Raw genomic sequence first — 14269 nt, 5'->3', positions numbered from 1 at the left:
TCCTGGCCGGTTGCCGGGACCCCCGTTCCGCTCAGCTGTAGAGCACGCCGAGGAACTCGACGAGCAGCCGTTCCCGCAGCCGGGGGCTCGCGGCGGCCAGCAGGGCGTTGACCGGGGCCATCCGTTCCGGCAGCGCGCCGCCACCGCCGCCGAGCCCGGCCGCGGCCAGCAGTCCGGCGAACTCCTGCGGCGTCAGCGCGTCCGGGTCGAGCGCCTTGATGGCGGCGACGACCTCGGGCGCGACCGGGACGGGGCCCGCCTTCACGGCGGCGCGGACGGAGTCGGCGAGGTCGGCGAGCAGCTCGGCCTCGGAGCCCGCGTTGGCGGCCGTGACGGTGAGGTGCAGGTTCGCGGGCGAGCCGCCGTGGGCGAACTGCGGCTGCACGTACCAGTTCCGGGCCTTCATCTCGTCGGCCGCGGTGAACACGTCGAAGTCGTCGCGATCCGCCGTGACCGCGATCAGCGTGGAGTCCGGCGTCCCGAGCACCCGCAGGCCGTCGATGTCCGCGATGCCGTCGAGGATCAGCCGCACGGCGCCGAGCGTCCGTTCGGCCAGCCCCAGGTAGCCCTCGTCGCCGAGGTGCCGGGTGACCGCCCAGGCCGCTGCCAGCGGGCCGCCGGAGCGGGTGGACTGGGTGGTGGAGTTGAGCATCGTGTAGCCCGGCCAGTCGGCGCTGGCGAAGTACTGCGCCCGCCGCAGGTCCGCCGACGCGTGCAGCAGCACCGACGCGCCCTTCGGGCAGTAGGCGTACTTGTGCAGGTCGACGGACATGCTGGTCACGCCGTCGACGGCGAAGTCGAACGGCGGCAGCTCGACGCCGAGGCGCCGGAAGTACGGCAGCACCCAGCCGCCGATGCAGGCGTCCACGTGGCACCGGACGCCCTTGGCCAGCGCGGCGGCGGCGATCTCGGTCACCGGGTCCACGACGCCGTGCGCGTAGGACGGCGCGCTGGCCACGACGAGCACGGTGTCGTCGTCGATGGCCGCCGCCATGGCCGCCGGGTCGGCGCGGAACGTGTCCGGGTCGACCGGCACCACGACCGCCCGCACGCCGAAGTAGTGCGCCGCCTTGTGGAACGCCGCGTGCGCCGTCGCGGGCAGCACCATCGCCGGGCGCGCCACGTCCGGGCGCGAGTCGCGGGCGGCGAGCACCGCCAGCAGGCACGACTCGGTGCCGCCGGAGGTCACCGCGCCCACGGTCGCGGCCGTGCCGCCGAGCAGGCCCGCGGCCATCCGCACGACGTCGTTCTCCAGCGTCAGCAGGCTGGGGAACGCGGTCGGGTCGAGCCCGTTGACCGACGACGCCAGCGCGTGCGCGGAGGCCGCCAGCTCGTCCAGGCCGGGCACGGCGCTGTCGTACACGTAGGCGAGCGTGCGCCCTCCGTGCGTGGGCAGATCGCCCGAGCGCAACGCGCGCAACTCGTCCAGCACCTCGTCGTTCACACGGGCTCCTCACGCTTGAGCAGGGGCAGGGCGATCACGGCCAGCACCGCGGGGATGGCCGTGAACCCGACCAGCGCAGCCAACACGGCACCGGACGACTGCACAACCGCACCGTCGGAGCTGGCTTCGTACCCGCCCGCGGCGAGCACCAGCCCGTACACCCCCGGCCCGAGCGCCAGCCCGAACGTCTCCCCCGCCGTCCACACGCCCGAGAACAGCCCGGCGCGCGAGGTCCCGCTCGCCCGCTCCTCGGCGGTGATCACGTCGGGCAGCATGGCCAGCGGGAACACCTGCATGCCCGCGTAGCCGACCCCGACGAACGCCATCAGCGCGATCACCACGCCGACCGGCAGCACCCGCGAGGCGCCGAGGCCGACCACCGCGACCGCGAACAGCAGCGACGCGGCGATGAGGCCGATCCGCTTGCCGTGCTTGCGGCCGACCCGCTGCCACAGCGGCATGACCAGCAGCGCGGGCCCGACGAAGCCGACGAACAGGACCGTCTGGTACTTCGAGTCGCCGAGCACCAGGCGGGCGAAGTAGTCGACGCCCGCGAGCATCGTGCCCAGTCCGACGGCCTGGACGACGAACACCGCGAGCAGCAGGCGGAACGGCTTGGACTCGCGCACCACGGCCCACAGCTCGCGCGGGGTGGCGGCCGTGGTGACCCTGGTCGACGCGGCGACCCCGGACGTGCCCAGGTAGGTGACGAGGGTGCCGATCAGGATGAGCACGCCGACCGAGGCGCCCATGACGGGGTAGCTGGTCAGGTCGCGGACGGCCGGGGCGCCGGCGCCGCTGACCAGGATGGCCAGCGCCAGGATCGCCATCCGCCACGCCATCAGGCGGGTGCGCTCGTCGTAGTCCTCGGTGATCTCCGCGAGCATGGCGACGTACGGGACTTGGAAGAACGCGTACGCCGTGGCGCACAGGAGGAAGACGCCCGCGACGTAGACCGCCGACCCGCCGGCGAAGAGGGCGGCGAACAGGACGGCGACGGCCAGGCCACCGCCCAGCAGGAACGGCCTGCGCACGCCCGCCCGGTCGCTGATGCGGCCCGCCACGGGGTTGAAGACCACGTCCCAGGCCTTCGGGAGGAGGACCAGGAGACCCGCGACGGCAGCCGGGACCGCCAGGCTGTCGGTGAGGTAGGGCAGCAGCAGCAACCCCGGAACGGTGCCGAACGCACCGGTGACGAACGAGCCCATCGCGTATCCCGCGCGAACGCGGGTGGTGACCTGCCGCATAGGCAGCAGATCGTAAGGCCCACCCACCCCCACCCCCGCGAGTCGAACCCCCAGGCACCCCGTGTCGAACGCCCAGGCACCCCGTGTCGAACCTCCAGGCACCCCGTGTCGAACCTCCAGGCACCCCGAGTGCCTCACTCAGGCACCCCGAGTCCCTAGCTGGGACCCGAATGGGGGTGCCTGAGTGTTCGACACGGGGTGTCCGGAGGTTCGACTCGCGAAGTTTGGAGGGGTTAGCTCTGGTAGGGGGCGGCGGCGGCCTTGGCGGCTACCACGAAGGCGCCCTTGTTCTTGGGCCAGAAGGTGCTGGAGACGCAGGAGTAGGCGGGGAAGAAACCGCCGCAGGTGCCGCTGGAGGCACCGACCTCGAACGTCACGCTGGCCACGCCCAGGACGCCGTAGGTGTAGTCGTCGGTGGTGCCGGTGGTGTCGTAGCCGACGGTCTCGGCGTTGGTGCCGACGAGGTAGCCGTTGTAGGCGGCCATCTTCTTGCCGAACGCGCGCATCTGCGCGTCGTTGGGGGCCTTGGTCTGGCTCCAGCCCCACGGGATGATGATGTCGTTGCCGTAGCTGTGCAGCGTGATCATCGTGCCCTTGGCCGTGGTCGGCGCGGGGGCGGTGTCGGAGGTGCCGCGCTGGTCGGGGTAGATGGAGCTGAAGAGGCTTTCCAGGGCGACGGTCTCCGGTTCGGACTTGGCCGCGGTGCCCTGGTAGGTCTCGGAGCACGCCGAGTTCGAGTCGCCGCCCCACTTGAACGAGGAGTTGCGGTTCAGGTCGATGCCGATGTTGGTGCCGGTGCAGGAACCCCTGGAGTTGTTGGCGTTCTTGCGCTGCAACTTGGGGCTGTTGCCACCGGCGGCGACGAGGTCGACGCCGTCGGGGTTGGCGACGGGGACGACCCAGACCTCGGTGGTGTTCAGGATGGCGGTGGCGTCGGCGTCGGTGCCGTAGCCGTCGACCAGGTAGTCGATCCAACGGGACGCGAGTTCGCCGGTGGAGAGCTCGCGGGCGTGGATCTGGGCGATGATGGAGAACCTGGGCTTGGTCGAGTTCGGCGTGCGCGCGCAGTCGCCCGCCTGCTTCTTGGTGATGCAGATGGCCTTGATGTCGTGACCGGTGCTCAGGCCCTGGGTCTTGCGCCAGGAGTCGCCGATGTCGTACTGGGTCGTGAGGTCCGGGTGCGCGGACGCGACGGCGTTGAGGTGTGCCTCCTGCTCCGCGGCGGTCTTGTAGCCGCCGTAGAACGAGGCGGTGCCGACGTCGCCCTTGCCGGGCGCGACGTCCTTGTACACGGTGTCAAACCTGGTCGGCTGGAAACCGGCCTGGCGCAACCTGACGGCCTCGGCGGTGTCGCCGATGACGAACGCGGCACCGTCCTCGGACTCGGCCACGTCGAAACCGGCCTGGTCGAGCTGGTGCGCCTGGGCGGCCGAGGACACGGGCACGCGCCAGACGTAGGGGATTCCGGACGGCGCGGCCTGCGCCGTCGTGGGCACGACGAGCGCGGCCACCACCAGTGCGGTGGCGAACAGGGATTTTTTGGGTAGCACAGCGAGCACCTCTCATGCAGGCCTGACCATGCAGGGGTAGTCAGGCGAACACGCTCAGTGTGCCCACCCGGATCCCCGCTGCCACCCCTCGAACGGCTGATTCCCGCTATCGAGTGGGGCAACTCCGGGCGGAACCGGTCACCGCAGCCGTTCGGCGAGGGCCGGGCCGACGACGTCCAGCGCCACCGGATCGGTCATCTCCCCGTGCGAGCAGTCGATCAGCCGCACGTCGAGCGCGCCGACGTGCGGCTCCCACGCCGAGGGCAGCGGCGAACCCGGCCCCTTGTCCGCGGTGGCGCCGAAGAACAGCACGTCACCGTCGTAGAAGCCCGAGGTCACGGTGTTCATCAGGTTCACGTTCCGCGCGAACACCGCGACCAGGGCCTCCGGCGGCACACCGGGCACCGACGGCTCGTGCCCCAGCGAACGGACCATCGCCTCCCACGCCGACGGGTCCTCCGGCGCCAGCACCGGCGCCGTCGGATCCGCCCGCGTCGGATAGCCGTCCAGCACTGCGAGCAGCGACACCTCCTCGCCCTCCGCCCGCAGCCGTTCCGCCAGCAGGTGCGCCATCCCGCCGCCGAACGACCACCCGAGCAGCCGGTAGGGCCCCTCGGGCTGGACTTCCCTGATCCGTTCGAGGTGGTCCTTCACCACCTCGTCCGCCGACACGTCCCGCGCGTCCGGCTCGGTGAGCCCCCGCGACTGCAACCCGTAGACCGGGCACTCCACGTGCCGCAGCAGCCCGGAGTACACCCAGCTGATCCCGGCCGCCGGGTGCACGCAGAACAGCGGGGCCCCGACCCCGCTGGCGCGCAACGGGAGCAGCACCGCGAGCGGGTCGCCCGCGCCGCCGTCGAGCCGCGGCGCCAGCTCGACGACCGAGGGCGACTCGAACAGGTCGCGGATGCTCGGCTCCGCGCCGAGCACCGACCTGATCCGCCCGATGAGCTTCACCGCGAGCAGGGAATGCCCGCCCAGGTCGAAGAACGAGCTGTCGATGTCCACTCCGGACACCCCCAGCACCTCCTCGAACAACCCCAGCAGGGTCTCCTCGCGCGGGGTCCGCGCGGGCCGCCCGCCACCGGTGTGCTCCGGGGCGGGCAGCGCCGCGCGGTCGAGCTTGCCGTTGGGCGTCAACGGCAACGCGTCCAGCACGACGCAGGCCGACGGCACCAGGTGCTGCGGCAGGACGTCGGCCAGCCGCTTGCGCAGCAGCCCCGTGTCGACCCCGTCGCCGGAGGGGACGACGTAGGCGACCAGCTGCTGCCGGTCGGCGCGGACGGCGGCGGCCGCCAGCGCGATTTCCGGGCACGAGGTGAGGGCGGCCTCGACCTCGCCCAGTTCGACCCGGAACCCGCGCAGCTTCACCTGGTCGTCGACCCGCCCGAGGTACTCGAGTTCACCCCCGGACAGCCACCGGACCAGGTCGCCGGTGCGGTACATCCGTTCCCCCGCGCCGAACGGCGAGGCCACGAACCGCCCGGCGGTCAGCCCCGGCCGGTTCAGGTAGCCGCGCGCCAGCCCGTCACCGGCGACATACAGCTCGCCGACGACCCCGACCGGCACCGGACGCAGCACCGCGTCCAGCACGTGCGCCCGCGTGTTCCACGTGGGCTTCCCGATCGGCACGGCACCGGGCCGCACCGACTCCCCCGGCCGCACCCGGAACGCGGTGCAGCCGACGGTCGCCTCGGTGGGGCCGTACTCGTTGACGACGGTCGCGGTCGGGTGCCGCTCCCGCCACCGGTCGACGACCTCGCCGAGGAGCTGTTCGCCGCCCACCACGAGGTCGCCGGTCGGCGAGAAGCCGTCCGGCAGCTCCGCGAGCAGCGAGAGGTGGCTGGGCGTGGCCTTGAGCAGCCCGCAGGAGGCCTCGCCACGGCCCTCCAACGGGGTCACCCGCACCGTGCCGCCGACGGTCAGCGGCACGTGCACGGCGGTGACCGTCAGGTCGAACGCGATCGGCGAGTGGAACAGCGACTCGCCGCGCGCGCTCGGGTAGGCGTCCCCGGCCCAGGCCAGGTAGTCGACCACGGACGCGTGCGACACCACCACGCCCTTCGGCTTGCCGGTCGACCCCGACGTGTGGATCACGTACGCCGGGTGCCCCGGCAGCAGCGGCGCGAGCCGGTCGGCGTCCGTGAGGTCGGTGTCGCCGAGATCGGCGTCCGGGATCGGTGCGGAATCCAACACCAGCACGGGATCCGCGTCCGACAGGAGGTAGGAGATCCGGTCGGCCGGGTAGTCGGCCTCCACCGGGACGTAGGCCGCGCCGGACTTGAGCACCGCGAGCAGCGCGACGACCAGGTCGGCCGACCGCGGCAGCACCAGCGCCACCACCCGTTCCGGTCCGGCGCCCGCCGCGACGAGCGAGCGGGCCAGCCGGTTCGCACGGGCGTTGAGGTCCGCGTAGGACAGCTCCACGTCGCCGTCGACCACCGCGACGGCGTCGGGGGTGCGCCGCACCTGCGCCTCGACCAGTTCCGGCACCGACAGCGCGGGCACGGCGTGGTCGGTGCGGTTCCAGTCCGCCAGCACCGCCTGCTCCCCCGGCAGCAGCACGTCCACCGCGCCGACCGGCAGGTCCGGGTCCGCCACGACCTGCGCCAGCACCCCGGCCAGCCGCGCCACCAGCGCCTCGGCCGTGCCGCGGTCGAAGAGGTCCGCGCGGTACTGGAGCACGCCCTCCAGCCCGTCCGGGGTCTCGCCGAGGCTGAGGTTCAGGTCGAACTCGCCCGCCCCGCCCCCGATCGGCTCTGCGGTCACCTCGACGCCGGGGAACTCCAGCGACGCGCCCGCGTTGTTCTGCAGCACCAGCATCACCTGGAACAGCGGGTGCCTGGCCGTCGACCTGGCCGGGTTCAGCGCCTCCACGAGCCGCTCGAACGGCACGTCCGCGTGCCCGAACGCGGTCAGGTCGGTGTCGCGCACCCGTGCCAGCAGCTCGCGGAAGGTCGGGTCGCCGGAGGTGTCGGTGCGCAGCACCAGGGTGTTCACGAAGAACCCGACCACGTCGTCCAGCGCCTCGTCGGTGCGCCCGGCGACCGGCGTGCCGATCGGCAGGTCGTCACCGGCCCCCATCCGGGACAGCAGCACCGCGAACCCGGCCTGGAGCACCATGAACAGCGTCGTGCCGGTGGCGCGGGCCAGGTCCACGAGCGCGGTCCGCGTCCCGCCGTCCCAGCTCACCGGCACGAGGCCCGCCTCCGCGCCCGGCGCCGCCTGCCGCGGCCGGTCGACGGGCAGCGCCAGCTCCTCGGGCAGGCAGGCCAGCACCCCGGCCCAGTGGGCGACCTGGTCGTCCTCGGCGAGCAGTTCCCGTTGCCACAGCGCGTAGTCCACGTACCCGACGGGCAGCGGCGTCCAGTCCGGTGCGACGCCCCTCCGACGGGCGTCGTAGGCGGTGCCGAGGTCGCCGAGCAGCGGTCCCAGCGACCAGCCGTCGCACGCGATGTGGTGCAGCACCAGCACGAGCACGTTCTCCCGCGGCCCGGCCGCGAGCACGGTGGCCCTGATCGGCAGTTCGGTGGCCAGGTCGAACTCGTACCAGGCCGCCTCCTGCACCGCGGCGGGCGAGTGGGCGGCCACCTCCAGCGGCACCATCCCGACCGGGTGCACGTGCTGGTAGGGCTCTCCGTCGACGACCGGGAACACCGTGCGGAGCGCCTCGTGCCGCGCCGACACGTCGTTCAACGCCGCGCCGAGGGCGGCCACGTCCAGTTCCCCGCGCAGCCGCAGCGCGAAGGGCACGTTGTAGGCGGACTTCTCGCCGAACTCGGCCAGGAACCACAGCCGCTGCTGGGCGAACGAGAGCGGCGGCCGTTCGGGCCGCTCCATCCGCCGCGGCGCGCGCCGTCCGCTCGGCCCGTCCAGCCGGGCGGCCAGCCCCGCGGGGGTGGGCGCCTCGAACACCGCGCGGATCGGCACCTCGGTGTCGAAGGCCGACCGCACCCGGCTGACCAGCCTGGTCGCCAGCAGGGAATGGCCGCCCAGCGCGAAGAAGCCGTCGTCCGCGCCGACCGCGGGCAGGCCCAGCACCTCGGCGAACAGCCCGCAGAGGATCTCCTCGCGGGCGGTGCGCGGCGCCCGGCCGCCCACGGCGGCGGCGAAGTCGGGTGCGGGCAGCGCGGCCCGGTCCAGCTTCCCGTTGGCCGTCAGCGGCAGCGCGTCCAGCACCAGCACGGCGGCGGGCACCAGGTGCGACGGCAGCACCGCGCCGAGGTGCCCGGACAGCGCGGCAGGGTCGACGGAGGCGACCGCGTAGGCCACGAGTTGCTTCTGCCCAGCGGAGTCCGGGCGCACGACGACCGCCGCGCGCGACACCGCCGGGTGCGCGGCCAGCACGGCCTCGACCTCGCCGGGCTCCACCCGGAACCCGCGGATCTTGACCTGGTCGTCGGCCCGCCCGACGAACTCCAGCACCCCGGCCGACGTCCACCGGGCCAGGTCACCGGTGCGGTAGAGCCGGTCCCCGACGCCGAACGGCGAGGCGACGAACCGCTCCGCGCTCAGCACCGGCCTGCCCAGGTACCCCTCGGCCAGTCCCGCGCCGCCGATGTACACCTCGCCGACCACCCCCGGTGGCACCAGGCACAGCGCGCCGTCCAGCACGTGCACACCGGTGTTGCCCAGCGGCCTGCCGATCGGGATCACGGCGGTGTCGGCGGCCGTGACCTCGTGCGCGGTGGCGAACACCATGCTCTCGACCGGCCCGTACCCGTGCACCAGCCGCAGGTCGGGGAAGTCCGCGCGGACCCGCGCGACATGCGCGACCGACGGCGCGTCCCCACCGGTCAGCACCTGGCGGACCCAGGCGAACACCGACGGGTGCAGGTCCGCCATGACCGCGAACAGCCCGGCCGACAACCACAGCGTCGTGACGCCGTGCCGCTCGACCAGCCGTTCGACCTCGGCCGGGTCGGGGCTCTGCCCCGGCGCCAGCACACACGTCCCGCCGTGCAGCAGCGCGCCGAACAACTCAAGCACCGCCGCGTCCCAGGACACCGGCGCGCACTGGAGGAACACCTCCTCGGGTCCGAAGTGGACGTACGACTGGCCGAAGAACGTCCGCACCACCGACCGGTGCGATCCCATGGCGCCCTTCGGGACACCGGTGGAGCCGGACGTGTAGAGCACGCAGGCGATCCCGCGCGGGTCGACGTCCAGCACCGGGTCGTACGGGCTGCGCGCCGACACGTCCGGGACCGCCGTGACGACCCGGTGCGCGCCCGCCTCGTCGAGCAAGGCCCTGATCCGCTCGGCCGGGTGCGACGGGTCCAGCGGCAGGTACCCGGCGCCGGTCTTCAGCACGGCCAGCAGCGCGACCACGAAGTCCGGCCCGCGCTCCACGCACACGCCCACCAGCTCGTCGCGGCGCACGCCGTCGGCGATCAGCTCGTGCGCGAACCGGTTGGCCCGCGCGTTCAGCTCCGCGTAGGTGACCCGCTCGTCGCCGAAGACCAGCGCGACCGCGTCCGGGGTGCGGCGGGCGTGCTCCTCGACCAGCTCGTGCACGCACCAGTCGGGGATGTCCACCGCGGTGTCGGCCAGCAGCTCCTCCCGTTCGCCGGGCAGCAGCACGTCGACGGCGCCGACGGGCGCGTCCGGCGCGGCGGCGACCCGGTCCAGCACCAGGGCGAACCGGGCGGCGAGCCGTTCGGCGGTGCCGCGGTCGAACAGGTCGGTGGAGTACTCCAGCACCCCGCCGACGCCCGTCCCGCGCTCCTTCAGGTTCACCGTCAGGTCGAACCGCGAGGAGTGCTCCCCCACCGGCTCCACGTTCGCGTCGGTGCCGGGGAAGCTGACGTCGCCGTCGGAGTTGTTCTGCAGCACCAGCATCACCTGGAACAGCGGGTGCCTGGCCATCGACCGGGTCGGGTTCAGCGCCTCGACCAGCCGCTCGAAGGGCACGTCCGCGTTGCCGAACGCGGTCAGGTCCAGCTCGCGCACCCGTGCCAGCAGCTCGCGGAAGGTCGGGTCGCCGGAGAGGTCGGTGCGCAGCACCACCGTGTTGACGAAGAACCCGACCAGCTCGTCGAGCGCCTCGTCGGTGCGGCCCGCGACGGCCGTGCCGAGCGGGATGTCCTCCCCCGCCCCGAGCCTCGCGAGCAGCACCGCCACGGCGGCCTGGAGCACCATGAACGTCGTCGCGCCCGTGCCGCGGGTCAGCTCGGCCAGCGCCCCACCGGTCGTGTCGGACACCCGGATCGGCACCAGCCCGCACCCGCCGGAGGAGACCGCGGGCCGCGGCCGGTCCGCGGGCAGCGCCAGCTCGTCGGGCAGGTCGGCCAGCGCGCCGGTCCAGTACCCGAGCTGCCGGGAGATCGCGCTGTCCGGGTCGTCCTCCTCGCCGAGCACCTCCAGCTGCCACAGCGTGTAGTCGGCGTACTGGACGGGCAGCGGCTCCCAGTCCGGCGCCCGCCCGTGCCGTCGGGCGTCGTAGGCCTGCGCGAGCCCGGCCAGCAGCAGCCCCATCGACCAGCCGTCGCTGGCGATGTGGTGCACCACCACCAGCAGCACCCGCTCGTCGGGCGCCACCTCGAACAGCCACGTCCGCAGCGGCAGGTCGACGGCGAGGTCGAACGGCAGCGCAGCCGCGGCCTCGACCGCCTCCGGCGAGTACCGCCCGGTCCGCAGCTCGGGCGCGGTGTCGAGCACCCGCTGCTCCGGCACCCCGTCGACGTCGGGGAAGACCGTGCGGAGCACCTCGTGCCTGGCCGCGACGTCGGCCACCGCCGTCCGGAGCGCGGCGACGTCGACCGCGCCGCGCAGCCGGAGGGTGAACGGCACGTGGTAGGCCGAGCCCCCGTCCCCGGCCGCGGTCTCGAACCGGCTCAGGAACCACAGCCGTCGTTGCGCGTGGGACAGCGGAACCATGATCCCCCCTACCTAGCCCTGCGGCGCAGTGCCGGACGGGCCTTCGCCGCACCGCCGACGCGTTCGGCGAGCCCGGCGACGGTGGGCGCCTCGAAGATCGCCCGGATGGACAGCTCGACGCCCAGCGCGGTGCGCACCCGGCTGATCAGCCTGGTGGCCAGCAGCGAGTGGCCGCCCAGGTCGAAGAAGCCGTCGTCGATGCCGACCTCGTCCAGCGCCAGCACCTCCGCGTACAGGCCGCACAGCACTTCCTCGTGCGGCGTGCGCGGCTTGCGGCCGGTGACCGCCGCGGCGAAGTCCGGCGCGGGCAGAGCGCGCTTGTCGAGCTTCCCGTTGGGGGTCAGCGGAAGCGCGTCCAGCACCACGAACGCGGACGGGATCATGTGCTCGGGCAGCAGCCCGGTCAGGTGGTCGCGCAGGTCGCCCGACTCGACCTCGCCCACGACGTACCCCACCAGCCGCTGGTCGCCCGGCCGGTCCTCGCGCACCAGCACGGCCGCCTGGCCGACGCCGTCGTGCCGCATCAGCGCGGCCTCGATCTCGCCCGGCTCCACCCGGAACCCGCGCACCTTGACCTGGTCGTCGACCCGGCCGATGTACTCCAGCACGCCCCGCGCGGTCCACCGGACGAGGTCGCCGGTGCGGTAGAGGCGCTCGCCGCCGCCGAACGGGGACGCGACGAACCGCTCCGCCGTCAGGCCGGGACGGCCCACGTACCCCTGAGCCAGGCCGATCCCGCCGACGTACAGCTCGCCGACCACCCCGACGGGCGTCAGCCCGAGCGAACGGTCGAGCACGTAGGCGCGCTTGTTGCCGATGGGCCTGCCGATCGGGATCGAGTGCCGGTCCAGGTCCGACTCCACGACCTCGTGCACGGTGGTGAAGCCCATGCTCTCGGCCGGGCCGTAGCCGTTGATCACGCGCAGGCCGGGGAAGTCGCGCAGCGCCTTGGCGACGTGCGCGACCGAGGCAGCCTCGCCGCCGGTCATGGCCTGCCGGACGACCTTGAACACGTCCGGGTACTCGTCGAGCATGAAGTTGAACAGGCTGGCGGACATCTGGAGCGCGGTGACGTCGTGCTTGGCCACCAGCGCGGCCATCACCGACGGCTCCGGGTTCTGCCCGGCCTGCAACACCGTCGTGCCGCCGTGCAGCAGCGGCCCGAACACCTCCAGCGCGAACGCGTCCCAGGAGACCGGGGAGCACTGGAGGAACACCTCCTCCGGTCCGAAGTGGAGGTAGTCCTGGCCGAGGTAGGTGCCGACGAGGCCGCGGTGCGAGGTGGCCACGCCCTTGGGCTTGCCGGTGGAACCGGAGGTGAACATGACGCAGGCCACGGTGTCCGGATGGCCGAGGCCCTCCAGGTCGTCCGAGGACTCGCGGCCGATCAGCCCGCCGTCCAGGTCGGTGCGCACGCAGTCCACGGGCGCGCCTTCGAGGCGGTTCGCCAGGCCGCGGCGGGTCACCACGGTCCGCACACCCGAGTCGGTGAGCACACCGGTGAGCCGGTCGGCCGGGAACTTGGGGTCCAGCATGGTGTAGCCCGCGCCGGCCTTGAGCACCGCGAGCAGCGCGGCCACCAGTTCGGGGCCGCGGTCGAGGTACACGCCGACGAGGTCGCCGGGGCGCACCCCGCGCCGCACCAGGTGGTGCGCGAGTTGGTTGGCGGCCGCGTTCAGCTCGCCGTAGCCGATCTCGGCACCCTCGTGGACCACCGCGACGGAGTCCGGCGTGCGGCGGGCCTGCTCCTCGAACAGCTCGTGCAGGCACCGGTCCGCCGGGATGTCGACGTCCGTGCTGTTCCACGTCACGCCCAGCACGCGGCGCTCGTCGTCGTCGAGCACGTCGATGAGGCCCACACCGGAATCGGGGTCGCGCACGGCCTGCGTGAGCACCCGGACGAGCCGGGTGGCGAGGGCGGCGATCGTGGAGCGGTCGAACAGGTCGGTGGCGTACTCGATCGCGCCGCCGATGCCCGCCGAGGTCTCCTCGAAGCCGAACATCAGGTCGAACTTGGACGAGCCGGTGCGCACGATCTCGGGGCTGACCGCGAGACCGGGGAACTCCAGCGCGGCCTTGCTGTTGTTCTGCAGCACCAGCATCACCTGGAACAGCGGGTGCCTGGCCAGCGAGCGGGCCGGGTTGATGGCCTCGACGAGCCGTTCGAACGGGATCTCCTGGTGCGCGTAGGCCGCCAGGTCCGTCTCGCGGACCCGCGCCAGCAGGTCGTTGAACGTGGGGTCGCCGGACACGTCGGTGCGCAGCACCACCGTGTTGACGAAGAACCCGACCAGGTCGTCGAGCGCCTCGTCCGTGCGGCCCGCCACGACCGAGCCGACCGGGACGTCGTCACCCGCGCCGAGCCTCGCCAGCAGCGCCGCGACACCGGCCTGGAGCACCATGAACAGAGTGGTGCCCGACGAGCGGGCCAGGTCGGTCAGCGCGGTGTGCAGCTCGGGGTCGACGCGGAACCCGTGCACCTCGCCGCGGTTGCTCGTGGCGCTGGGCCGCGGCCGGTCCACCGGCAGCGCCAGCTCACCGGGAATCCCTTCCAGGGCACCGGTCCAGTACTCGATCTGCGCCGCGAGCAGGCTCTCCGGGTCGTCCGCGTCGCCCAGGAGTTCCTGCTGCCACAACGTGTAGTCGGCGTACTCGACCGGCAGCGGCTCCCACACCGGCCGGTCGTCGGCGCACCGCGACCGGTAGGCGATGCCGAGGTCGCGCAGGAACGGGCCCATCGACCAGCCGTCGCTCGCGATGTGGTGCACCACCACCAGGAGCACGTGCTCGTCGGCGCCGACGCCGAACAGCCACGCCCTGATCGGCAGGTCCTCCGCGAGGTCGAAGCGGTGGCCGGTGAACCCGGTCAGCGCGTCGGCCAGCCCCGACTCGTCCAGTTCCACCACGGTCAGCTCCGGTGTGGCCTCACCGGGTTCCAGGATCCGTTGGTACGGCTCGTCGTCGGCCACCGGGAACACCGTGCGCAGCGCCTCGTGGCGGGCGACGACGTCGGCCAGCGCGACCCGCAGGGCCCCGCGGTTGAGCGCGCCCCGCAACCGGACCGCGAACGGCACGTTGTAGGCGACACCCTCCCCGAGCTGACCGAGGAACCACAACCGGCGCTGGGCGAAGGACAGGGGAATCACGGC

Annotated in this window: 5 protein-coding genes; all 5 read right to left on the bottom strand. The window is 73.2% G+C overall.

Annotation, left to right across the window (positions count from 1 at the left end):
- Positions 1-31 precede the first annotated feature (31 nt).
- Complete coding sequence (locus RM788_RS38955) at positions 32-1444, bottom strand: pyridoxal phosphate-dependent decarboxylase family protein (RefSeq protein WP_315924627.1); 1413 nt, start codon at positions 1442-1444, stop codon at positions 32-34.
- Positions 1441-2691: an MFS transporter gene (locus tag RM788_RS38950; protein ID WP_315924625.1), complete on the bottom strand. Its 1251-nt coding sequence runs from the start codon at positions 2689-2691 to the stop codon at positions 1441-1443. The genes RM788_RS38955 and RM788_RS38950 overlap by 4 nt, the downstream gene beginning before the upstream one ends.
- Positions 2692-2924: 233 nt before the next feature.
- The gene (locus RM788_RS38945; protein WP_315924623.1) at positions 2925-4250 is read right to left on the bottom strand and encodes a M14 family zinc carboxypeptidase; all 1326 of its coding nucleotides are present in this window, start codon (positions 4248-4250) and stop codon (positions 2925-2927) included.
- A 129-nt stretch (positions 4251-4379) separates the two neighbouring features.
- Entirely contained in the window at positions 4380-11120 is a 6741-nt protein-coding gene (locus RM788_RS38940) for a non-ribosomal peptide synthetase (RefSeq protein WP_315924621.1), read from the bottom strand.
- A gap of 8 nt (positions 11121-11128) precedes the next feature.
- Positions 11129-14266 carry a non-ribosomal peptide synthetase gene (locus RM788_RS38935; protein ID WP_315924619.1) on the bottom strand — a complete coding sequence of 1046 codons (3138 nt, stop codon included), beginning with the start codon at positions 14264-14266 and terminating at the stop codon, positions 11129-11131.
- Positions 14267-14269: the final 3 nt, after the last annotated feature.

The sequence above is a fragment of the Umezawaea sp. Da 62-37 genome (assembly GCF_032460545.1).
Lineage (GTDB): Bacteria > Actinomycetota > Actinomycetes > Mycobacteriales > Pseudonocardiaceae > Umezawaea.
This window is presented reverse-complemented; position numbering and strand designations above follow the sequence as displayed.